Origin of the sequence: Paenibacillus sp. UASWS1643 (assembly GCF_008693195.1) — a bacterium.
Classification (GTDB): Bacteria; Bacillota; Bacilli; order Paenibacillales; family Paenibacillaceae; genus Paenibacillus; species Paenibacillus amylolyticus_B.
The window spans coordinates 1-23,586 of record NZ_VXKZ01000112.1 but is presented as its reverse complement, the minus strand read 5'-3'; the positions used below and the strand labels follow the sequence as shown (position 1 = coordinate 23,586).

Sequence of the window (23,586 nt, the reverse complement as noted above, 5' to 3'; positions counted from 1 at the left end):
TCACCAACCCATAAGGAGGTGACACATATGTACGGAGGTCAAAACCAAGGTAGCGGTAGCCGCTCCAACAACCTGGTCGTTCCCCAAGCAACTGCAGCATTGCAACAATTGAAAATGGAAGCTGCACAAGAGCTGGGTGTAACTATTCCACAAGATGGTTACTACGGTAACTATACTTCCCGTGAGACAGGTTCTCTGGGTGGATACATCACTAAGCGTCTGGTGCAAATCGCTGAGCAGCAATTATCGGGTCGTTCGTAAGCTCGTAATTATTGCTTGAGCTAAGCAGAATGCAAAAGCGGCCTTCTTCGGAAGTGCCGCTTTCTCTTGTGCAACGAATTATGAGGTCGACTCCATATCTGAATCCTTGTATGTATTGGTTCTAGGGTAACGAATCATCAGGCTCGCCATATTGTAATTAGACTCCATCGTTGCATCTACCAGAATCATACCTTGTCTTACTGTGAAGTCGTACGATATTTCACCATGTGTCCAATTGCGTTTGAATTTCAAAGTCTCCAGTGCCATTGCCCGGAAAGATGTTCTCTGGGTTTCGTTTAGCCCCCCTTCCTCCACATCCATCTGTCCATCTCGTCCAGCTATCGGATTATGTCGAATACCGAATTTCCCAATTACGTTGTTTCGTATTTGCACAAAAACTACCCCTGAATCTAACCCTGATAACTCATTATCAAGTTCTTTGAACACCAGATCCAACTGCCTCGCTAATGAAAGCTCATCAATTTTCATATTAACACTCTCCTTATATGCTTATAGTCCTATATATCAAGGACTTACGACTCATTATATGACATCATATGTGCTCATTCAACAAAGAAAGGCAAAGTTGGGTATTTCTAACTATGATTTGCACAATTAATTGCCATCCCACTCCCTTAAACTGAGCTTTTTCTTTCATTTGCGACAAAATATTTAAACCTTAAAAATTAGGATCGCGAACAAAAAAAGGCTGCAATCCCGTGTCTGTTAACAGGGGATTGCAGCCTCTTTCATATATATTCAACCTATTATATTCAACCTATTTTTCGGTCGCCGTCATCTGTAGAAACTGCTCAATATCGGCAATAACCAAGTCCGCAGCATTTTGCCAGAATTCCGGTTGTGTCAGGTCCGTACCCAGATGTTTCTGGGCAAGTTCTTCGACCGTCATACGCCCTGTATCCCGCAGCAAATCATCATATTTATCTGCAAAAGCTGTACCTTCCTGCTGCGCTCTTGCATAGATTCCCGCACTGAACATATACCCAAACGTGTATGGGAAATTATAGAATGGCACACCAGTCAGATAGAAATGCAGTTTGGATGCCCAGAAATGAGGATGATCTGATGCAAGTACACCGCAGAACGCTTCCTGTTGCGCCTCTACCATTAATTTGGATAATTCATCCGGGTTGACCAACCCTTTTTTGCGTTGTTCATAGAAACGATTCTCAAACAGGAACCGGGCATGGATGTTCATAAAGAAAGCTACACTTCTCTGTATCTTGTCTTCCAGCAAAGCCAGCTTCTCTTGCTCATCTGTTGCCGCCTGCACCAGGGCATCTGCTACAATCAGTTCAGCAAACGTGGACGCTGTCTCAGCCACATTCATGGCATAACGTTGATTCAAGGCAGGCAACTCTTCCATAATGTGTTGATGATACCCATGACCAAGTTCATGCGCAAGAGTCGACACGTTAGACGGTGTCCCTGAGAATGTCATGAAAATTCGGGTTGCTTTGCTAAGTGGCAGAGACGTACAGAATCCTCCTGGGCGCTTGCCAGGTCGATCTTCTGCTTCGATCCAGCGCTTCTCAAAAGCCATCTCTGCAAACGAGGAAAGTTTAGGACTGAACTTGGCAAACTGTTCAACAATATTGATGGCTGCCTCATCGTAAGTGATTTTTCCGCTTGATTGACCTACTGGTGCATCTACGTCGCTCCAGCTGAGCTTGTCTACCCCGAGCAGTTCTGCCTTGCGCTCCAGATATTGAACAAGCACAGGTTTGGCCCCGTTAATCACATCCCACATCGTATCCAGTGTCTGACGTGACATCCGGTTGATGGCCAGAGGTTCTTTGAGGATATCATCCCAGCCACGTTTCTCATATAACTTCAGACGGAATCCTGCGAGATGGTTCAGCGTGTCTGCGCAGAAATCTTCGACATCGGTCCAAGCCTGTTCCCAGTTTGCGAATACCGTCTCGCGTACATTCCGATCACTATCGCTCAGCTTGTTGGCAGCCTGTCCTGCGGACAGCATCACCGTTTCCCCATCTTGCTCGAATGGAATGTTTACCTTGCTGACAATCGTGTTGTAGAATTTGCCCCAACCATGGTAACCATCCACACCCAGATCCAGAGCAAGGCCTTCCAGTTCAGGCGACAACTTCTCACGAGCCAGCGTGCGGCTCTCGTTTAATACAAATGCCAACGGCTGAATATCTTCCCGAGCAATCCAAGCGTCCCACACCGAATCTGATGTCTGACTGAGTGTATTGTCGAACTTCGATTTGCTGCCGTTCAGCATCGCAGCAATAGAACTGATGGCTCCCTGAAGCTGCGTTGCCTTCTTGTCCTTCTGGTTTTGTGAGGAGAGGCAGGATACAAACGCAGAACCTTCCGATATGCGGACATAACAGCTTTGCAGCAGTTCCAAAATGGGATCAAATGCTGCCGTCTCTTCTATTGAAGTCGGTGCAGGTGTTTCGTTCAACAGATGTTGCAGTTTACGTACATCCTCTTCCAGTTCAATCAGATACGCAGCAAATGTCTCGGAGGAAGAACCTCCACTAAAAATGGACTCCAGATCCCATACGGGGTGTAGTGGCGTTTTCATTTAATAAGGCACCTCTCTCTATAAATTGGATGGTTAGGATTGAATTAAAAACTGGTTTTCTGTGTGCTGTATCTCTATACTAGAGAAATAGCTACAGAGGTTGTTCAAAAAGTCCACTTTTGATTACGAATCATGCCTACCGGCATCATCAGCATCGAATATGAAATTCAGCCGAAATAAGCGGATGCTTCCGAAGGTTGTTTCCTTTGGAAACAATGTAGTTGCTCACGTAGTTTGCCTACGCTCCGCTACTCCATTTCTAGCTTCATTCCATCTTCTCGGTACTGAAAACCAGACTTTTTGAACATGTATTTATAGCAACTTTCAGGAGGTAAACGTATGAAACCTTTACAAGTATCGGCTGATACAGCCGTCAAATTAGCAGAATCCTTGGGCGTACCTTTGGAGCACCTGATGCACATGCCCCAACATATCCTGATGCAGAAGATTGCGGAACTCGCCAAACAAGAAGCCTCCAAACCTTCTGCACCAGAAGGCGAACAAGAATGATTCCGTTTGAGAACAGCTGGCCTTACGATATTGTGATGGGAGACATCTATGTACAGCAATGTCCCTACTGTCATGCAAGCAACGTGCTGCTCCCCCTCAAACCAAAAGAGCTTGTGCTCATTCGCGAAGGCAAAAAGAAATTACTGGTCTTTCCCTGTTGTAATACAAGCATGACCGTGATCGACAACGACAGTGACTATTTGTTATCCAGCCGTCCAGTCCGTAACTAATGTAAAATCAACTTAGAGGGGGCTGCGCTTCGCAGCCTCTTTGTCTGTTTCCAGCATCTCTTCAGGGAGTTCCAATTTACTTGAAATCATCTGCTCACGCAGCACGGCCCACTGTTCCCTTGAAGCACGAATCATGGCCGCATCTGTGATCCGCTTGTCATGAATGACCTTGCTGAACCATTGCACCGCTTCATTAAACCGTCCTACCCTGCGGTTCAATTCCCCGAGCAAATACAACAGTTTAGCTTCATTGCCACCCGTTCCTTCACGTTCGAACACCTTCACATAGGCTTCAAGGCTAAATTCAAGAAAACGATGTTCCTGTGCATGGTCCTCCATATAACGATACAACCAAGCTATGTGATGCAACAGACCAGCGACGACACGATCTTTCTCCTGGATAACCTGTGCGCACAGCAAGGCAAGCTTGTACGTAGCCAGCGCCTGTTCCAGTGTTCGTGCTCCGCTATAATCACGTTTAACCCAGCGGTTACCGATCTGTTCCTTAAAAGCCTTGCGCTGAGCATCATTCAAATGCTCCGTTGCGTTCTCGGTGGAGGCAAACCCGCACTGCGGACAGATGCGAACCACATAAAAGTCTGGATTCTCCAGTTTGTAGTACGCACAAAAATCCGAATCCGTCCGGTAGGGCCTTTTCAAACTCGGTCTTACCCGTGAGGTCTCATACTCGGTTTCGCAATAATGGCAGGACACTTTCACCTTATACAGCGGCTCTAATTCCAATCTCTTCCATCCCTCTCCCATACGCTTATAATCATATTCGGAACTACGGTGTATTCACAAAGTGATGTGCAGGCCCGGATAAACGCTGCAGGATAAACGAATGCAAGGGCTCCTCCACACCAATCTGTGTTAAGGCTTGATCCATACATGCAAGCCAAGCCTCAGCCCGTTCAACAGTCACTTCAAAATGCATATGACGGGCACGCATCATTGGATGTCCAAACGCCTCGGAAAACAGCCCTGGTCCTCCAAAAAACTGAGACAAAAACATATACTGCTTGTCGATGACCGGCTGAATATCTTCCGGGAAAAGCGGAGCCAGCTGCTCATTCTGCTGAACGATCGGATAGAAAGCCTCGACCAGTGCGCGAACACCTTTCTCACCACCAAGATTGTCATAAATACTCAAACTGGGATTCATTCATCTGATTCCCCTTTCTGATGTCGAATTTTGCCATATATTACACGTTCCATGAACATTGTGAAAACAGTAACAATATCCAGGCCCCAAAAGCCTTTATCTTCATTCTATCAAAAAAAACCAAAAAGTCCTATATAACATGAAATCATCAGGACATGTAACCTGCCATCTATATATAGGACTTCTTCAAAACACAACACAAAAAAAGCGCCAACCGCATAGGTTGGCGCACTAGATATTCCATTAATAACTCCGCCAGTCCTCTTCCTCAGAGCGTACCAGCGAGGCACGTATCACATATACAAAAGCACAGACCAGGATTCCGGTGACAAGACTCATGATCATCACTCCATCCGAATTGAATTCCACCTTGGAGACAATTAGGTGACGTTCAGGCGTTTTTCTCATTTTAGCACACATCACTCAAAAACACAGCCACTTTTGCAAGCGCTTTCTACGTATAATTTTGTACTGTTTGTCCACTTTTTTTCATATATTGATGGCAATAACATCACAGACTTCCGCACATCGACCATTCCAAAATAAAGGAGAAGAATTCATGGCTGCTTCACAACGACTCACCCATGTCCTGGTCACACTCGCTCTCCTGATCCTTTGTGTATTAATGGTCTTGTATCCAGCGGAAACCTGGCATGCAGGTGTACGCGGACTGTCCATCTGGTGGGACGTATTGTTTCCCTCCCTTTTTCCTTTTTTGGTGCTGTCCGAGCTGCTGCTCGGCTTTGGCATTGTTCATTTCCTAGGCACATTGCTGAATCCACTGATGCGTCCATTGTTTCGTGTTCCCGGAAGCGGTGGTTTTGTATTTGCCGTGAGCTGTGCATCCGGTTATCCTACAGGGGCGAAACTGACCGCCCAGTTATGGGAACAAAAGCTGGTTACCCGGGAAGAAGGAGAACGGCTCGTTGCCTTCACTACATCATCCGATCCGATCTTCATGATTGGAGCCGTATCGGTTGGGTTCTTCCATAATGTCGCCATTGCTCCAGTATTGGTTGCGAGCCATTACGCTGCAGCTTTTCTGGTGGGTATGCTCATGCGTTTTCACGGGGGTACAGCAAAAGGCTCACAGCCAGACATCTCTTCTGGATCTCCATCGGAGGAAATACCTAAAAACAGACTGGTCCGGGCCATCTATGCGATGCATGAAGCAAGAAAGGCTGACGGACGGGCATTTGGTGAACTGCTGCGCCAGGCAGTCTCCTCATCCCTTCGCCTTATTATTATCGTAGGAGGGCTGGTTGTATTCTTCTCGGTCATGATGGAGCTGCTTGTACAGACCGGTTGGCTTGGCGGATTATACGGGATAACCGAGCAATTGTTACGACATAGCGGACTGCCTCCATCTTTATCTCCTAGCTTGGTCGGTGGGCTGTTTGAAGTAACGCTGGGGAACAAAGAGGCTGGGAGTGCCGGGGCATCCATCCCACTCGTCTATAAAGTAGCAGCAGCAGCCTTTGTTCTCTCCTGGGGCGGATTATCCGTCCATGCACAGATTATGAGTGTTCTTAGCAACACACCCATGAGATACGGTCCATTTCTATTTGCCAGAGCAATTCATGCCCTAATCGCACCTGTGCTGGTCCTGCTGTTATGGACACCCATGATGAGCCGTTCCTCTTCACCCGTTCTCATGGAGCCCGGTTTCATCCCATCGTTATCAACATATACACCGGACTGGGGACTGATTTTCTTGTCAGGAATGATTGTTTTTGTAAGCCTCATCGTGTTGTTGTTATTCCTAGCGATATTAAGTTCCATTCTCAAACCAAGACGACATGCCAAAAAATAAGTCAACGATTCATCTATATTTAACGGAATATGCGCCCAGACGTTGTGTTCTTCCGCGGAATTGATTATCATCGGTAGTATAATGACCACAAAGGAGCTTTCATCTTGAGATATTATGTTCAAGACCGCGGAGACCAGTTATCGATTGATCTTAGTCAGCAGTTTCATGCGCTGGCGAAGGAAGAAGGGTTCAAGCTGGATGCAGAATCGCCGGAGATTGTTATCTCCATCGGGGGCGATGGTACGATGCTGCAGGCATTTCACAATTTCATCGACCGTATTCCGGATATTGCTTTTGTTGGGGTTCATACAGGCCATCTCGGCTTTTACGCCGATTGGAAGAAGGAAGAATTACGGGAGTTAGTCAGGCTGATGAGTGGCAAAGGAGATCCGGAGCGTCTCAAACCACGCATTGTACAATACCCGCTATTGGAGCTTGAGATCCGGAAAAAGTCGGGGAATTCCTCTTACATCGCCCTTAATGAATTTACGTTAAAAGGTGTAGACGGTACCGTCGTGGCCCAGGTCGATATTAACGATGTGACATTTGAGATGTTCCGTGGGGATGGAATCTGTGTATCCACGCCTTCAGGCAGCACGGCATACAACAAGGCCCTTGGCGGTGCCATGGTTCATCCAACCATTGAGGCCATTCAGATTGCGGAGATTGCTTCAATTAATAACCGTGTCTATCGTACACTCGGTTCACCGGTTATTTTGCCCAAGCATCATCATTGTGATATTTTCTCCCGCAAGGATCAGCGGTTACTGATGACCATTGATCATGTGAATGTGATGGTGGAGGATCTGATCTCCGTCCGTTGTCAGGTATCCAGTCACAAGGTCAGTTTCGCACGTTTCCGCCCTTATCCATTCTGGAACCGGGTTCGCACGGCATTTCTTGACTAAAATAAACACACCAAAAAAGCGGTCCTTCTCAGGAACCGCTTTTTGCTTTGGCTTGAGGTTGATCTTTGCTCTTCTGAAGCACAAAGTACGCACAGCCAAAGTTACAATATTCATTGATATAATCCACCATACTGGCGATCGTGGAATCCTTCGTCGCTTTTGGATGGTTGTCACGGTAAAAACCTTTTAACCTTAACTGGCTATAACCCCAGTCTCCGATAATATAATCATAACGCTCCAGCACTTCACTGTAACGATCACGGAAAACCTCTGGATTCCAGCCTTCTTTGTGGTTCTGGACGATTTCATAATTTTTGCCACCGATCTGTACAATGACCGGTTCTTTGGGCTTTTCTTCACCTGACTCAACAACCGATTCCTGAGCCGGCTCCTGGATTTGTTCCTGAAGTTGGTCCTGAATCTGTTCTGTGTTTTTTTCTTCTTCCAATCCGGTATCCTCCATCACGCGTGTGTTGCCGCCTGTTCAGCATGTTTGGTAGCCGATTTCACCTGTTCATGCGCATGGTAGGAGCTGCGTACCATCGGGCCAGATTCGACGTGGCTGAATCCACGTTTTAATCCTTCCTGTTTCAATGCAGCAAACTCCTCTGGCGGATAATACTTTTCAACATACAGATGTTTCTCCGATGGCTGCAAATATTGACCAATCGTCATAATATCACAGTTCACCGCACGAAGATCATCCATTGTTGATAAAATTTCATTATATTCCTCACCTACACCAAGCATAATGCTTGATTTCGTAGGGATGTTAGGTTGCATTTCTTTGGCACGAGCAAGCAATTCCAGTGAACGTTTATATTTGGCCTTGGCACGCACTTTGTCTGACAACCGCTCAACCGTCTCAATATTGTGATTCAGGATGTCCGGTTTGGCATCCATTACAATCTGCAAAGATTCCCGATCACCCAGAAAATCTGGAATGAGTACTTCAACGCTGCACAATGGCAACCGTCGCCGTACGGCCTTCACCGTCTCTGCAAAGATCGTAGCTCCCCCGTCTTTCAGATCGTCACGGGCTACACTTGTAATTACGCAGTGTTGCAGATTCATCTGCTCTGCTGCTTCCGCCACACGTTCTGGTTCCTGCAAATCAAGCTCCGTTGGCAAGCCTGTATTCACCGCGCAAAAACGGCATGCCCTTGTGCAAATATCGCCCAAAATCATAAAAGTGGCCGTTCGATTGGCCCAGCATTCATAAATATTCGGACACCGTGCTTCCTCACATACCGTATGCAGCGTTTTGGAACGCATCATCGTTTTCATTTCCTGATAGTTATCGCCGGTTGTCAATTTGATCCGAATCCAATCCGGCTTCGGTTCTTTAACACGTTTAGCCAATGCATAAACCTTCTTTCTACTGAAGTTAGGCTGTTGCTCGGAACATATTATACCATGAAAGCGCTGGAAAAACCCCCATTTGTCACATCTTGTGCATTCATGCCCGATATGGACAATTTGTATAATTCGATTCCCCCCAAGAGCTTACATGGATAAAATGAGAACTTTTGAAGAACGCTAACCTTTAGCTTGGTTCATCGGGTACCTTGTATCATTCTAATGGAAAGGGGCTGCTTCCCAGTGCAACAACGCTTGACCTTCAGGCACACGTACCGCTTTTGGATCAAAACATTACTTGCAGGTACTCTGCTTCTCCCATTCTTGCCTGTTGAAGTTTACAGTGAACCCGCCCAGGCCGCTCCCAAACCACAGGCTGCCGAGTTAAAACCCGCAGAAATTTTCGCTGCACGTCGCCATTTATATGAAACCATCGGTCAGATGACCCAGATTCCCTGGTACAGGCTTGCTGCCATTGATCAGTATGAACGAACGATTACTCGTGCACATCCAAAGGATCGCAAGCATCCGGAGCGGCTTACGGGTATCTTCATGACCCCTCCGGCCTGGAGAGGATGGCTAAATCCCGATGAGACGGATCAACATCCGGAATCCATTCTTTTTTTCAAAGGATATGGACGTGATGGTTCAGGAGACGGTATAGCGGATGCCAACAATGATCAGGATGTGCTGTACAGCATGGCTTCTGTTATTCAAGGTTACGGGAACAAGCAAGAGGACTTCAACATTGCCTTGTGGGAATATTATCACAACTCCCGTGCTGTGCAACGGATACAGCAATTCGCGAAGTTATATGAGCATTTTGACAATCTGGATCTATTCGGACATGCCTTTCCGGTCCCACTCGGAACCAACTACTCCTATCGCAGTACCTGGGGGACAAAAAGAAGCTGGGGCGGTTATCGCATTCATGAGGGAACGGATATCTTCGCTCCGCATGGCCTGCCTGTGCGCAGTACCTGTTACGGGGTCGTGGAAATCAAAGGCTGGAATCCGTTTGGCGGCTGGCGCATCGGAATTCGGGATTTGAACAACCATTATCATTATTACGCCCACCTCTCGGGTTTTGACAAAAGTGCACGCATCGGTGAAGTTGTGATCCCCGGTCAGGTCGTAGGTTGGGTTGGCAGTTCGGGTTACGGGAAACCTGGGACACAGGGCAAATTCCCTCCACATCTGCACTATGGGATCTACCGGGACAGCGGACTCCACGAATGGTCGTTCGATCCTTATCCACAGCTGAAACATTGGGAACAGGATGAACGCAAACAAAAGAGCAAGAAAAGCAAGTAAGACGAGGATATGCACGATCAGCAAAGCGAAAAAGGGACCTCTTTAATAGAGGCCCCTTTCTTTGCTTTACAATTCTAATTTGTGTGTATCATGGGTGCGCGTCCTTATTGAGCTGCAATCCCCCATTCACATCAGGCAGATCATCCGGCTCAATTTCAAGTTCATTCCCTTGCAAAGGGTCCGACGGCGTCTGTTGCTGGTTCTGGCTAGGGGGATTCGTAGTTACTCCATTACCGCTTGATACACCCGTATGACCTGATGGCAGCGCAATAGCCGGGGCATTGCTGCCGTTACTGCCTACTGGCTTGCCCTGGTTATCGTAATAATACATTGGCACATCCCCGACAACCAGAAGGTAGGAAATCGGGATCTCCGTATCGACCGTTTCGGGCTCCATGTCGAAGGGTACCACGACCGCGACCTCAGCAATGATGTGAATGTACACTTCCACCAAAATCATGTTAATACCCGCATTCTGCTGACGGGTGTTCAGGTCCACTTTGACAGCGCCTTGTGGCTCAATACGAACCGGTATACTCGGGCCAAATGAAGCCAACACCGGACTGCCAAGTGCCTGCCCCAGCGGGATTTTTTCTTTTAACATGTGTACATTTTGCAGCGTGGATTGCACAATATTCATCGTACTTGCGGTGATTCTCATATGCTCATTGTAGTTCAGCATGAAACCGGACACTTTCCCGGCGGTATCCGTCTTCCAATCAATCAGCCCTTCGTTGGTTTTGCCATCTGCAACCTGTGCTGTAATCGCCTTGTTGATCGCTTCGGTCGCAATCTGCTTCACTCTGATCTTGGCCAAGTGCATGATGGGGGGCTTCATCTTTTTATCCACATAAGCAAAGCCCTGCATCAAACAAAACGCGGTGACCAATAAAATGATCAACCACATTTTGCGCTTGCCGCTTGGCGGCTTACGGCGTCTCCGGCTTCGCCATTTTCTTCTCATCATCGAAGTGTCCCTCCCCTACGGGATGAGCTATAGGCTATATGTTAACCTTATGCACCGTTGTCCCAAAAAAGAAGGAAAGTACGTGTACACTCTATAGAAAGCAACAACAACATAATAAACAGAGATAAAAAAAACCTTTCGCCCGCAGATTACTCTGCAAGACGAAAGGCTTTATGTTCAGACCACCCAAAGATTCAGGCATGTCTATCCTTTTATTTCGGAACAGATTCCCAGTCTTTCAGGAAACGTTCAATCCCGCTGTCTGTCAGTGGGTGCTTCCAAAGTGTCGGCAGAAGCGAACCTGGAATGGTGGCAATGTGCGCACCGGAAAGGGCTGCATCTTCGACGTGTTTGATATTGCGAATGCTTGCTGCGATAATCTCGGAAGGCAGATCATACATGTCCAGAATAAGACGCAGATCACGAATCAGTTTCATACCATCCACCGCAATATCATCCAGACGCCCAACGAATGGACTGATGTAGGTTGCACCAGCTTTCGCTGCCATCAGACCCTGTGCTGCGGAGAAGATCAGCGTTACATTGGTTTTAATCCCTTTTTGCGTTAACTCATGACAAGCATACAGCCCATCTTCGGTCATCGGCAGTTTAATAACTACATTCGGTGCCCATTCTGCAATTTCATAAGCTTCCTTCAACATATCCTCGGCTTTCAGACCGATAACTTCAGCACTGACCGGGCCTTTAACAACGCCACAGATCTCCTGAATGACTTCTTTAAATACGCGACCTTCTTTGGCAATCAAAGACGGGTTAGTCGTGACTCCATCCACCAGACCCAGACGTTCGATCCGTTTGATTTCTTCCACATTCCCTGTATCCAAGAAAAATTTCATGATATGTTCCCTCCACTTGATGAATTCGTAAACACGATATAAGTTATTACCCGATGTCCATCATATGTTAACAGTTATATATAAAATTAATTTTTCTCTACCGCGTGACCGCCAAATTCATTACGCAATGCCGCTACCACTTTACCTGTAAATGTGTCTGTCTCCAGGGAACGATAACGCATCAGCAAGGACAAAGCGATAACCGGTGTAGCGGTTTGAAGGTCAAATGCCGTTTCTACCGTCCAACGTCCTTCACCGGAAGAATGCATTACACCTTTAATTTCATCAAGGTTCGCATCTTTGGAGAAGGCACGTTCTGTCAGCTCCATCAACCAAGAGCGGATAACGGAACCGTTGTTCCATACGCGAGCCACTTGTTCGAAGTCGAAATCAAATCCACTTTTCTCCAATACGTCAAAACCTTCACCGATGGATGCCATCATACCGTACTCGATACCATTGTGAACCATTTTGAGGAAGTGACCGCTGCCCGCTTTACCAGCATACAGGTAGCCATTCTCTACGGAAGTATCTTTGAATGCCGGTTCAACGATTGCCCAAGCTTCCGGGTCTCCACCGATCATATAACATGCTCCATTACGAGCGCCTTCCATACCGCCAGACGTACCTGCATCCATGTAGTGAATGCCTTTAGTTTTCATCTCTTCGTAGCGACGGATGGATTCTTTGTAGTGGGAGTTACCCGCCTCAATAATGATGTCGCCTTTGGACAACAATGGGCTAACTTCAGCCAATACAGCGTCTACTACATTGTGGGGAACCATGATCCACAATACACGTGGGGATTCGAGCGAAGCTACCATCTCTGCGTAAGAAGACACGCCTTCAGCGCCGTATTCTTTCATTTCATTTACTGCTTCAGCGTTCAGGTCAAAAGCAACCACTTCGTGTTTGTGATCAATCAGGTTTCTACCCAAGTTCAATCCCATTTTTCCTAATCCGACTAGTCCAAGTTTCATTTTAAAATCCTCCTGTTATGAACAATGTTTAAATTTCATTTGCGCTCAAATATTAATTAAGGTTTGCGTTATGCAGCAACCGTTCCGGTGATGGATCGTTCTTATGATCGCTGTTGTATCCAAATTTTTTTGAACTATTTTTCTTATAGTTAAAATTCGGATACAAAGGCGAACGCTTCGCTTCTTCAGAATCGATTCCATCCCCTACACTACGGCACTACACCAAAAGTTAATTAATTTGAACACCTCTATATTAAAAATTTTTCACTGCCCTCCGGTAAACATAACCGGAAGGGCTTATGCAAAATTGGAACGGTATAATTCATAAAAAATGAGATCTGTATACATCATAAAAGCTACTTCATCTATATCAGCATTTTGCATCATTTCGATCAACTCGCTTCCGAATACAAGTTCTAGAAGACGAAAAGAACCATTTTGTTTCATATCCTGTTTACTTGAAAGACGGTCTTTGGACTTGTGCAAAATGTTCATTGGTAAACACAATGGATTGCACTGTTGTGTTCTCAGATGATTACTCTGTTGTTACACTTACCACCAACGGTAGCCATCTGCAGCTGTCAGGCGATCTGCTGACTCTGGTCCATGCGAACCTGCACTGTACGTATCCAGTGGCACGCTGCCTGCTTCGAATGCTTCCTGAATCGGTTGCACCCATTGCCATGCCAGCTCAACTTCGTTCCAGTGAGCAAAGAAGGTGGAATCTCCACGCATTGCATCAAAGATCAGATTCTCGTAGGCTTCAGGGATGTTACGTTTACCCGAGTTGAAGGTCATGTGCATTGGTTCCACTTCACCATGGTTCAATGGATTCTTCGCATTTAATTGAAGCGAGATGCTTTCTCCCGGACCAATTTCAATCGTCAGCAGGTTAGGTTCTGTTGTATTTTCGGATTCATGACCGGTCTTCAGTGGAGCCTTGAACTCAACAACGATTCGAGTGGATTTCTCAGCCAGACGTTTACCTGTACGGATATAAAATGGAACCTCACTCCAGAATGGATCATCGATCCAAAGTCTTGCGGCAACATAGGTCTCGTTCTGAGATCCGGCTGGAATGCCAGGCTCGTCCAAATATCCAACAACCGAGGAACCTTGCAATTCACCTGCTGCATATTGCGCACGAACAACTTCAGAAGCGATATTTCCTTTTGTCAACGGACGAAGTGCTTCAGCAATTTTTTGCTTTTTGAATTGAATTTCTTCGGGTGTGCAACGCTTTGGTAAATGCAAACCAATCATCATCAGCAACTGAAGCATATGGTTTTGGAACATGTCACGAAGGGCACCACTTTGGTCGTAATACGCGGCACGTTCTTCAACACCTACCGTCTCACTTGCCGTAATCTGTACATTGGCAATATAACGGTTGGACCACAACGCCTGAATCACCGGATTTGCATAGGTGAGCGTCTCAATATTTTGTACCATTGGTTTGCCGAGGAAATGGTCAATGCGATAGATCTCTTCTTCCGCAAAGGTATTGCTCAGTTTTTCGTTCAGATCACGAGCCGATTGCAGGTCGTGTCCGAATGGTTTTTCGATAATCAGTTTTTTCCAGCCTTTAGTGTTACCCAAGCCACTTTCTTGAATGTTTAATGCGATTGGCTCAAAGAATTCCGGTGCCACCGACATGTAGAACATGCGGTTTTCGGGAATGTTGAGCTCTTGTTCACGTTGTTGAACCAATTCCAACAGTTTGGTGTAATCTTCAAGCTTCGTATTATTTAAAGAACAATAACGGAAAGCGCCAATGAAATCACGAACCTGAGATGCTTCTTCCGGGGTCTGACGGGAGAATTCATGAAGTGACTTTTCCACATTCGCCTGAAAGTCCGCATCCGACAATTCACGTCGTCCCAATCCGATAACGGAGAAGGATTTCGGCATTTTCTGATCCATGTACAAGTTATATAATGCAGGGTAAATCTTGCGTTTGGCTAAATCGCCTGTTGCCCCGAACAGGACAAATGTCATTGCGTCCATTGGATTGCCTCCTGTGATCTGTGCAGTATAGTATATGATGTTGCAAAATGTTCAAATCCAAGCATGACAAAAGACGGAATAAGTGGGTGCAGTCCCCGCCTTGCCTCCGTTTATATAACACGCCTGAATTTAACCATGGAACATTCCTTCTCTCCACAACCTGTATTTAGGTTATAAATTGTAACCATTTGAATTAACGTTACCCATATTACACCTGTCGTCACAATTCGTCAATAATCGTGTCGAAACTGTGAACTCCAGTGTTTATAGGCTTTTTATTTGATGATAACGCTTTATGTGGTAAGATTAAGAACAATTGGTATGTGACATTTTACACATATGGCCTGTGGACAAGTAGGTTACAATAAGTATACTAATGATATTACAAGCAATACTAAACCGAAGGAGTACAATCATGAGCGATGATGAGAATGCCAAGCAAATATGCACAAAAGTGGAACAATCTTATCAGATCATTGGTCGAAAATGGGTAGCCCTTATTATTCATGCATTGATGGAGGAGCCCAAACGCTTCAGTGAGATTCACGCTTATATCCCTGACTTGAGCAAACGTGTGTTAAATGAGCGAATGAAGGAATTGGAGGAAGAAGGACTTGTGGTTCGCCATGTGGTCACGGAACGTCCAGTTCGAACTGAATATATGTTGTCACGAAAAGGAACGGAACTGGGGAGAGCGCTAAGCGCAGTGGAACGTTGGGCTGATAAGTGGTTGTAACAGCTTGAGGAATCCTTAATATTTATTTAGCTTGAAGGTTACCGATGTGCATCCCGGAGGTGGAGTATCGCATTTAGCAACTGGCTAGTGCAATTCCGCATCCGGGATTTTTTTAATTCAAACAGTGAATACTAATTATATATAGGTACGTAATAACGCTGTTTTTTGAGAACCAATTTATATTAACTGCTCCGTTCAAATTGTTTCCTATACTGTAGTTAGGTCGTCTAACGATTTGCGAAATAACTAGAAATACGATCCACTCGAAAATCTGGCACATTTGCCAATCTCCTCCTCCGAGAATGTTGTTGTCTTAAGGAGCAAGAGGGCTTGCTTCATCTTTCCAGCTCTAACGTAATCCATAAAGCTGCTACCCGTCTATTTATGAAAAATGCGGGAAGAATACAACAACAATTTGGAAAGGTAAACATCTGCCACCATCTGATCCAATCACATCTCATATTCGCAATACTCTTCAATTCAAAACATCTCTTCTTCGATTTTCTCAGATGACGTAAAACCGATACCTGTAAAAGCATTAACTACTCCATCTTTCTGCTGATCATCGCCAAAAGGATATCCATTAACTGGAAGTGATGTCGAAGTTAATTTGGTTGAAGCAACGGGCCTATTGTTTACTGGTAGTTGTAGAGTAAACAAACTTACCACAAAAAGATGCCACCTTACTATTACATAAGGTGGCATCTTTAGATATTCATAATTATTACATATCTTTGGAGCGAATCTTCATTTCAAATTTAAACAAATTTTTATGTAAAATCAAAAATAAAATCTCAATATACAGTCAATAACTTCCATCCGCATCCTTTATTCTCTTGATCGCATCTAACATTTCTTGTTTTTGTTTGAGGAGTAACTGTGTCCGAGTATCCAACTGATAGAAAAACACTTCCACCTTGATTCGAAGTTTATCGGCTGATTGTCCCTTCCATGTGTTCAATTTCCCATACAATACACGTGCTTCTCTCTCGTTTTCTCTCAATTCGCTAAGGATAAGATCCAACTCTTGTTCTGCCTGTAATAACTGATCCAAATCCATGGCTATACTGCTTCCACTCATATACATCTTCCTGCCTTTCTATATGCGTTCGTTAAGCTACTGTTCCACTATCGGCCTGGATAAATAGATCCGCCTTGTTCTGGATATAATCTACAAGATCCGATGTATGTTCCAGATGCCATTCATCTAACTGCTTAATACTCATCTGAAGATCCCATACAATTGGCACAAGCCGCTGACTATGACTGCTCTCGGTGTACTCAAAAAAGTTCCGTTGAATTCGCTCAAAGGTACGGCTCATATCCTGTGCTTGGCGACTCCATTTCCCTGCGATCTCCTTCAGTTCCTCTGGCGTTAACTCGATGGTTCCTGCCGAGTAGCCACCTACAACGTTAACCACAGACTTGAAACCTTTGGATAGGGTATCCCATGCTTCACGTGCATGATCCAGGATGTTATGATCCGAAGGTTTTCGCGGAGAGTAACTCACTCGTTCTCCTGTAATTTCCTCATACAATATATTATCGATATACCCTTCGTCATCGAAACTGTAATGTTTCATATCGTGATATCCAGGACCAGTCAGTGTATCCTTTATTTTATCCACAGCACCGTAACTTGCATTAAAATCGTCATAATTTTTATTAATCAAGAGGGTTGAGCCCACATGCCTCTCATATCCTCCAAGCATACCACTTGCAATGAAATCCCCAGGATGAATGAAGTTGGTCACCTGACCATCGAAAGCCCCTTCTTCTGCTTTCCTACGCATTTCTGGTGTTAATGATGCCACGACGGTAGGCGCACTAAACGTGACTGCATCTAATCCCGTATACACTGCTGCATATTGTGCATTTGCCCCGCCTAATGAATGCCCGGTAAGTGTAAAGTCTGCATCGGGATACTTACTTTGCATCTCTTTCACATAATCTTCTGCTTCGTACAACTGATTATCAGGTCCGAACTCTTTATCTATACTTTTGCCCGTATCCCCAAACAAGTTATTGAGCCAGGTGATCCCTAAGGCATCTTCGGTAGCTTGAACACCCCCTCTCCAAGATTCAGGCCACGGATAGTATTCTCTAGCAACCGTAGCTCCCACTTCAGGAAGACCTATATTTAGAACATCCGCTTTTAAATCAGGAGCTTTTCTATCCCAAGTGCTGGATCCTTCCGTTCCTCGGAAAGCAACGACGGCTTGTTTCGTATCAGGATTATAAAAGGTCACTGCATCCATACCGGATGAATTATGTTTCTGGTCTAGTACTTCCCAGCCCGTTAAACCTTCAATTTCAATTCCTTTCTCAAAATCGTTATAAGCTGCATCGGACATTCGTTGATAAACCTGATCGGTTATATTTCTATTGTTTAGATCATCCTTACTCATTTAATCTCCCTACCTCACATTTAACTTTAATATCAAAGATTATATCCTTTTACTAATAATGCCTTCTTGAATTCAGGACTATACGCAAACATCTCTTGTAAACCAGTCTCATAATTAATCGATATTATGAATGTTTGATCTTCGTTTCCCGTTATATAACCATATATTGATACACGTGACATTGCCATCTTAGGCTGCATTTGCCTCCTTGTGATGGTCACGTCTAAATCATAAGTTTCTTTTAGATAATCAATGGCAATGGTCTCCGAACGCTCTATAATTTCCTGATCCTTTTTGTCCACTCCAGAACATCCTCCTATTACTCCAACGATCATTATGGTAAATGTAATTATCCTTATTATCCGGGACACAACCATCCCTCACTTTATCGATGTAGTGTAAAACAGAAGAAATCCTCTAGTACAAGGATTTCTTCTATCCAATAATTGATGCAATACTTACATTCATTTCTTAATGCGGTACCTGCGCACTGAAATCATCGCGACTGGAGCGATCGGCATGGTAAAAGACCACGTCTCCGTCCCGCAAGGTGAAACTGTTCCCATAGCTATCCTCTACCTTACGTTGGAATCCTTCTAGCAACCATTGATTCATCAGCGGGGCATGAATATATTGCAGATGCGGTGCCGCCAGATTTCCCTCCCGAATGGACTCGAAGTTGAAGTTCACCACGATATACCCATCCTTCAAGAAGATTGGCGATTTAGCATCTAACCCGCCATGCGTACGTCCATACTCCGCCAAGTTCGTTCCCGCTTGCACCACATAGGGTTCGGCGGGTAGACTGTATTCCCCGTACCATTGTTGAATGGCTGCATTCGCACGGAGGACATCGGCGCTGGCGGTCGTTGGAATATTCGTTTTCGGACCGATAAACGTTCGCAATTGCTCTGGCATAAGCAGTAGGCTGTATCCGCCTACGGGTGTCTTCATTTTCGTGAATTTGTCTCGGTAATACTCCTGGTACGCTCGTTCACTCATCATCCCCGGGTGGATTTCACCATATCGGTTGTATTTGTACGTCGCTGTATCTCGTAGTTGTTCGGACGGAACTTGACGTAGCCGTTCATTCAAAATCACGAACCGCTTCACTTGATCTTCTGTGGAACCGATGCGAATAAAGTTGCGCTGATTGGTCGAGTAATATAGATCAACAGGCACACGCGTACGGCCATCCTTACTCACAAAATCAAAGGTTGGCGTGAGACGAATGCCGTCTCGCGGGCCGAACATGTTGCCTTTCGTTTTAAAATCAAACTTGAAGTGGTATCCCGTTTTCACCGCCACATTCTGGTACCCTTGCAGGGGGTGACTGCCCGGGCGAATCGGGACGGTAAACTGGGCTTTGTTCCCCCGCTTGTCCCCATCGATATCCTGCGTTCCGGTCCAGTAACTGATCCAGGTCGGCGCAAGGCTATTTTTGAAACGGCGGAAGACGAGCTCCCAGTTATAGTCCGCGATATCGGTAATCTCAAAGTCATATAGTCGCCCAATGACCTCTACGGAGACTTCGTCCGAAGCGGCGTGGTAGTACAGGTCTGTGTTGGCATCGGGCTGGGCGTCGATCTCCGGCTCGGTATTAAAATGCGACGGAGCATTTTCAGCGATATTCCGGAATTCCACCTGGTAGTCTCCTTCATCTACCCACACCGGTAGATAGAAGGTCGTATCCAGTACCGGTACCTGAACATCAATCCACGTGTTTCGCGGATAAAATTGCGCTCGGTCGGCACTGTACACGTCAAAAGGAAACCGCACTTGTTTAATCCGATAATATTTAGCGTAATCCCGATCTCCATATCCCGGGTAGGACCCTGCATCCAGATGCTGTCCGCTGGTCGGGATGCGAACCGTGAATGGTCGCTCCAAAATGAGCGCGGACCGGTTCATGTTCGGCACCGTTTTCTGATTATGTGGCTGATCATCCGAAACGAGCGAGTAGTTCACAACCGGGGTATGGACGGTGACCATGTTAATGGAATTGATCGGAAAAGTCATTCCTTCGCTGCCTCCCAAGGTTGTAGGATGAAGCGTATACTCAATCTCCCCCGTCGACTCTGTATTCGCCCTGTTCAAGCGGTCCTGGGGGATTAACAGCTGATCTGCGTACAGCACCTGCTCTCCGGTGTTTTTATACGAACCGATCTTGGTCGGCGCTGGGATTTGTGTCGGATCCGGTCCATTTTCAACGACAGTGCTGTCATCCATTACCTTCGTAGTTGAACCTTCCCACGTAAAGTCAAGTGCATCATTCTTCACATCAGGCGGGCCTGTTTGACCCTCAGCTATACCTTTAAGCAGTTCGGTATCATCCGGTATATCGGGCGGTTCATATCCGTCACCCTTAACCACCTCGGGAACAAAACTAATCTCTCCTGTTTCCTTCGGCATGACGTGAATCTCCACGTCTTCGTCGTGTTCCATCTCGAGCTCCGGCGGAGTATATCCCTGAGGATACAGCGTAATTCGCCCGCCGTCAGGAAGAGCATAATTCTCCATCTCCGCCTGGTCAATGGAATACAGTGCCACGTTATTGATCTTCCAATAGCTGTAATTCCTCTCAAAGCTGAACTTGTACTGGTGTGGATATTCATCGGAACCTTGAGTATCTGGTTGCGGAATCGTTGTGCCATTAGGTCCCGATAGGGCTGGTTGTTTAACCTTCCAAGTACGGGCATAGATAATGTCGGCGGTACAATCATAAGTAATCGTCCCTTGCTGTTTGCCAAAGGTATGCTGGAACAGATAATTCATCGCCCACGTATTGGCATACAGGTGCTCTGAAGTCGGTATCCCCCGCGTGGCATCAAAATGAATGCCGTTGGTTGGGTCATCCTCCAAAATATGTCCTTGGGCTCCCGGTTCCATATATTCAACTTCAGGTGAAGCTATCTCGTTTGGTGGATTAATGGTAGGTTTGCAAGCTGCCCTCCCGTCTGGGATAGGATCATCAGGAATCGTCGTTACTTTACGATATACACCTACTACATTCGTACCTCCAAGATAATTTGTAAAATTTCTTTCTGATAACTTTGCATTTATCTCTGGATCACCCGTTTGTACAAAATTCTGTTCATTTAACTTCCGTTTAGACTGAACATACGACTTCACTAGCTTATAGGTATCACCTTGAAACGGATAGGTCTTATCTAACATTACTTTACCTACTGGCTTACCTACCGGCCAATTTTTATCTACATCGTCAATGTCGCTCTCTACTTTTGCAGAATACATCTGTGTACCTTCACTAGTTCGATATATCTTGGTAACTGGATAGTATGCATTCATTACAATGGGAATATCATAATATTGCCTAAATCTGCTTGGATCTGCCCAACCTTCAGCATTTTTAATGTTCTGTAGAGTAACGAAATCGGTATTAGGCCTAGATCCATTAATAACATGAAAAATAGAGCTGAACCAAATCTGACCTCCATTCGAGATCTTTTCAAGTCCAGCGTCTTCCAATGCATTATTCACCATATCAACAGGAACTTCAAAAAAAGTGGTAACTGTACCATCTCTATTATCAATCTCATCCACTTGAGTAACTCTGACTACACCATAAGGCCCCCCCTGTTGAGGAGCACAATTGGTTGACGTACATCTTGCATTACGTGCAACCGTGAAACCCACGGTTTTGTATCGGATAGATGTAGATGCTTTAGTCGAAGTTGTTCTGAATTTAATAGAGCCTGATTTATCAAATTCAATATTATCTGCCGCAAAGGCGATTCCTGTTGGTACAAATAAAACTAATAATTCCATCACCAGTGACATCATTAAAAAACATGCTACAATCTTTTTAAAAGTCATCACGACGTCCTTATTTCACTTCACGGACAATAGAATTTCTGCTAAATAATGTAGCATCTCCACTGACTTTTAGATCATCTGTATTTGAATTCGTGGACAGCGGAATATCTGAGTAACCCTCATACCGTTTCCCTTTTTTGAAGGGACCGACTTTCATAAAACGTTCATCAAACATAATGTTTTCATATTTAGCGTAGGATTTCATTTCAAAACTAAATTTAGTTCGAATAAAGTATCCTGCTAGTCTATCAGCGTCAGTCAACATAGAAGGCTCGGCAACTAAAGAACCCTTGATGATAATTTTATTTTCCTTAACCCATTTCACATACCGTCTCATATCCGCAAGCACTACCCTGAATCCTTGATTGTGATATGAGAATAATTCATTAGCCCACTCTTCATCAATCGTTCTGTAATCTACATTAAGCATTAAATTATAATAGTTTTCCGTCGTTTGTTTCCACTGATCCATCATACCTTTGTTATTAAAATATTCATCTGACTTGGCTAGTTGAGCAGAAGTCGTATCCACAATAATATTGGGCTTCATCTCATACATTTCATTCGGATAGTCCTCCAAAATATACGGAAAGTCTTTTGCATTTTTAGGCAAATTGGTTGTTCGAATGACACGCCCCCACGGGTCCCGCTCTGCATTCTTCGCTTTTTCTGCATTCTTTAAAGCTACTGTATCTACTTTCAGTGTCTGTCCACTCCGCACTTTACCAATTCGGTCTACAACGGTTAACGCTTGAGCACGAGTGGTTGTACCCTCGGGATCAAGCTTTCCGTTTCCCGTACCCGAAAGTAACCCATTTTTTACAGCAAGATATAGAAAATCATAATCATCTGTACCAATCTGCCCAATGGCGCGTGCTGCGACGTGTACCATTTCCATGCGCGTCATGGGTTTAGACCAATCTGAAGATGAAAAATCAGATTCAACATACAAATTATTGACTTTGGCAGATGTGACATATGCATCGTACCACTTCGCATTGGACTTTGTAGGCTCTGCCTCATGGCCCAGTGAACTAACGATGAGCTTTAGAAACTCTGCACGCGTTACTTTATTTTCCGGATAAAACATGCCATTAGGATAACCACTAACAATCCCTTTATCCAGCGCCGCCTGAATACTAGATATTGCCCAATGCCCTTGAATATCCTTGAATGATATTTTTTGTCCCGCGTCACGATCTGTATTTGGATTCATTTGCTTACTATTTAAACTATTATCCAAAGAAACAGTTGGTTCTGCATGAACCTGAACTGTCGCTGCTAAAAGGGCAATTATCGTACTCATGACGATTACTTTCTTTTTCATCTGTGTTGGCCTCATTTCAATAAGAATAGTTAATTTCTTTGCTATGTAAATTCTTGCTGTTATATGTGTATAAATGATCAAACTTTAGAACTACTAAATTCCCACACCACGATCGGCCTGGATAAACAAGTCGGCCATGTTCTGGATATAATCTACAAGATCTGATGTATGTTCCAAATGCCATTCATCTAGCTGCTTAATACTCATCTGAAGATCCCATACAATCGGCACAAGCCGCTGACTGTGACTGCTCTCAGTGTACTCAAAAAAGTTCCGTTGGATTCGCTCAAAGGTACGGCTCATATCCTGTGCTTGGCGACTCCATTTCC

General features: G+C 45.1%; 24 protein-coding genes and 1 pseudogene. 7 read left to right on the top strand and 18 right to left on the bottom strand.

Annotated features, from left to right (window positions below; all coding sequences use genetic code 11):
* Window positions 1–27: 27 nt before the first annotated feature.
* Window positions 28–261, top strand: a complete 234-nt coding sequence (locus FE296_RS19355; RefSeq protein ID WP_105601328.1) for an alpha/beta-type small acid-soluble spore protein — start codon at window positions 28–30, stop codon at window positions 259–261.
* Between the two features lie 78 nt (window positions 262–339).
* Here the strand turns inward: FE296_RS19355 and FE296_RS19350 are convergent, their stop codons facing one another.
* Entirely contained in the window at window positions 340–750 is a 411-nt protein-coding gene (locus tag FE296_RS19350) for a hypothetical protein (RefSeq protein ID WP_017692381.1), read from the bottom strand.
* Between the two features lie 289 nt (window positions 751–1,039).
* Window positions 1,040–2,839: a M3 family oligoendopeptidase gene (locus tag FE296_RS19345; protein ID WP_150366040.1), complete on the bottom strand. Its 1,800-nt coding sequence runs from the start codon at window positions 2,837–2,839 to the stop codon at window positions 1,040–1,042.
* Window positions 2,840–3,178: 339 nt separating this feature from the next.
* On the opposite strand from FE296_RS19345, the gene FE296_RS19340 reads away from it, so the two are divergent.
* Both FE296_RS19340 and FE296_RS19335 read left to right on the top strand, forming a co-directional pair.
* Window positions 3,179–3,349: a YycC family protein gene (locus FE296_RS19340; protein ID WP_017692379.1), complete on the top strand. Its 171-nt coding sequence runs from the start codon at window positions 3,179–3,181 to the stop codon at window positions 3,347–3,349.
* A complete protein-coding gene (locus tag FE296_RS19335) occupies window positions 3,346–3,579 on the top strand; it encodes a hypothetical protein (protein WP_017692378.1) in 234 nt (77 codons plus the stop codon). The genes FE296_RS19340 and FE296_RS19335 overlap by 4 nt, the downstream gene beginning before the upstream one ends.
* A gap of 12 nt (window positions 3,580–3,591) precedes the next feature.
* Here FE296_RS19335 and FE296_RS19330 read toward each other — a convergent pair whose 3' ends face one another.
* From FE296_RS19330 to FE296_RS32885, 3 genes are all read right to left on the bottom strand, one after another.
* Window positions 3,592–4,323: a DUF2225 domain-containing protein gene (locus tag FE296_RS19330; protein WP_190945370.1), complete on the bottom strand. Its 732-nt coding sequence runs from the start codon at window positions 4,321–4,323 to the stop codon at window positions 3,592–3,594.
* 43 nt (window positions 4,324–4,366) lie between these two features.
* Window positions 4,367–4,744: a globin domain-containing protein gene (locus FE296_RS19325; protein WP_036605723.1), complete on the bottom strand. Its 378-nt coding sequence runs from the start codon at window positions 4,742–4,744 to the stop codon at window positions 4,367–4,369.
* Window positions 4,745–4,987: 243 nt separating this feature from the next.
* A complete protein-coding gene (locus tag FE296_RS32885) occupies window positions 4,988–5,152 on the bottom strand; it encodes a hypothetical protein (protein WP_155984997.1) in 165 nt (54 codons plus the stop codon).
* Between the two features lie 151 nt (window positions 5,153–5,303).
* On the opposite strand from FE296_RS32885, the gene ylbJ reads away from it, so the two are divergent.
* The gene (gene ylbJ / locus FE296_RS19320) at window positions 5,304–6,557 is read left to right on the top strand and encodes a sporulation integral membrane protein YlbJ (RefSeq protein ID WP_150366039.1); all 1,254 of its coding nucleotides are present in this window, start codon (window positions 5,304–5,306) and stop codon (window positions 6,555–6,557) included.
* Between the two features lie 104 nt (window positions 6,558–6,661).
* The gene (locus FE296_RS19315; RefSeq protein ID WP_036673293.1) at window positions 6,662–7,465 is read left to right on the top strand and encodes an NAD kinase; all 804 of its coding nucleotides are present in this window, start codon (window positions 6,662–6,664) and stop codon (window positions 7,463–7,465) included.
* A 28-nt stretch (window positions 7,466–7,493) separates the two neighbouring features.
* On the opposite strand, the gene FE296_RS19310 is transcribed toward FE296_RS19315, so the two are convergent.
* Entirely contained in the window at window positions 7,494–7,913 is a 420-nt protein-coding gene (locus tag FE296_RS19310; protein ID WP_223868952.1) for a YutD family protein, read from the bottom strand.
* 14 nt (window positions 7,914–7,927) lie between these two features.
* Window positions 7,928–8,827, bottom strand: coding sequence for a lipoyl synthase (lipA, locus tag FE296_RS19305; RefSeq protein WP_017692371.1), 900 nt, complete (start codon window positions 8,825–8,827; stop codon window positions 7,928–7,930).
* Between the two features lie 240 nt (window positions 8,828–9,067).
* Between lipA and FE296_RS19300 the strand changes: the two genes are divergently transcribed.
* Window positions 9,068–10,138, top strand: a complete 1,071-nt coding sequence (locus FE296_RS19300) for a M23 family metallopeptidase (RefSeq protein WP_124117437.1) — start codon at window positions 9,068–9,070, stop codon at window positions 10,136–10,138.
* An 88-nt stretch (window positions 10,139–10,226) separates the two neighbouring features.
* Here FE296_RS19300 and yunB read toward each other — a convergent pair whose 3' ends face one another.
* From yunB to zwf, 4 genes are all read right to left on the bottom strand, one after another.
* A complete protein-coding gene (yunB, locus tag FE296_RS19295; protein WP_091020784.1) occupies window positions 10,227–11,105 on the bottom strand; it encodes a sporulation protein YunB in 879 nt (292 codons plus the stop codon).
* A 212-nt stretch (window positions 11,106–11,317) separates the two neighbouring features.
* Window positions 11,318–11,962 carry a fructose-6-phosphate aldolase gene (gene fsa / locus FE296_RS19290; RefSeq protein WP_036605718.1) on the bottom strand — a complete coding sequence of 215 codons (645 nt, stop codon included), beginning with the start codon at window positions 11,960–11,962 and terminating at the stop codon, window positions 11,318–11,320.
* 86 nt (window positions 11,963–12,048) lie between these two features.
* Entirely contained in the window at window positions 12,049–12,942 is an 894-nt protein-coding gene (gnd, locus tag FE296_RS19285; RefSeq protein ID WP_062838007.1) for a phosphogluconate dehydrogenase (NAD(+)-dependent, decarboxylating), read from the bottom strand.
* A gap of 552 nt (window positions 12,943–13,494) precedes the next feature.
* Window positions 13,495–14,949: a glucose-6-phosphate dehydrogenase gene (gene zwf / locus FE296_RS19280; RefSeq protein WP_124117433.1), complete on the bottom strand. Its 1,455-nt coding sequence runs from the start codon at window positions 14,947–14,949 to the stop codon at window positions 13,495–13,497.
* Between the two features lie 415 nt (window positions 14,950–15,364).
* On the opposite strand from zwf, the gene FE296_RS19275 reads away from it, so the two are divergent.
* Window positions 15,365–15,685: a winged helix-turn-helix transcriptional regulator gene (locus FE296_RS19275; protein WP_036605715.1), complete on the top strand. Its 321-nt coding sequence runs from the start codon at window positions 15,365–15,367 to the stop codon at window positions 15,683–15,685.
* 480 nt (window positions 15,686–16,165) lie between these two features.
* Here the strand turns inward: FE296_RS19275 and FE296_RS32880 are convergent, their stop codons facing one another.
* The 7 genes and pseudogenes from FE296_RS32880 to FE296_RS19245 form a co-directional block, all read right to left on the bottom strand.
* Window positions 16,166–16,354, bottom strand: a complete 189-nt coding sequence (locus FE296_RS32880; RefSeq protein ID WP_190945368.1) for a hypothetical protein — start codon at window positions 16,352–16,354, stop codon at window positions 16,166–16,168.
* Between the two features lie 136 nt (window positions 16,355–16,490).
* Window positions 16,491–16,766 carry a hypothetical protein gene (locus FE296_RS19270; RefSeq protein WP_017692363.1) on the bottom strand — a complete coding sequence of 92 codons (276 nt, stop codon included), beginning with the start codon at window positions 16,764–16,766 and terminating at the stop codon, window positions 16,491–16,493.
* A 31-nt stretch (window positions 16,767–16,797) separates the two neighbouring features.
* Entirely contained in the window at window positions 16,798–18,093 is a 1,296-nt protein-coding gene (locus FE296_RS19265) for a Tle-like phospholipase domain-containing protein (RefSeq protein WP_150366038.1), read from the bottom strand.
* A gap of 32 nt (window positions 18,094–18,125) precedes the next feature.
* Window positions 18,126–18,395 carry a hypothetical protein gene (locus FE296_RS19260; RefSeq protein WP_150366037.1) on the bottom strand — a complete coding sequence of 90 codons (270 nt, stop codon included), beginning with the start codon at window positions 18,393–18,395 and terminating at the stop codon, window positions 18,126–18,128.
* 169 nt (window positions 18,396–18,564) lie between these two features.
* Window positions 18,565–21,882, bottom strand: a complete 3,318-nt coding sequence (locus tag FE296_RS19255; protein ID WP_223868951.1) for a DUF5704 domain-containing protein — start codon at window positions 21,880–21,882, stop codon at window positions 18,565–18,567.
* Between the two features lie 58 nt (window positions 21,883–21,940).
* Window positions 21,941–23,257 carry an S-layer homology domain-containing protein gene (locus tag FE296_RS19250; protein ID WP_190945366.1) on the bottom strand — a complete coding sequence of 439 codons (1,317 nt, stop codon included), beginning with the start codon at window positions 23,255–23,257 and terminating at the stop codon, window positions 21,941–21,943.
* A 93-nt stretch (window positions 23,258–23,350) separates the two neighbouring features.
* A pseudogene (locus tag FE296_RS19245) lies at window positions 23,351–23,586 on the bottom strand (lipase family protein); the annotation flags it as partial.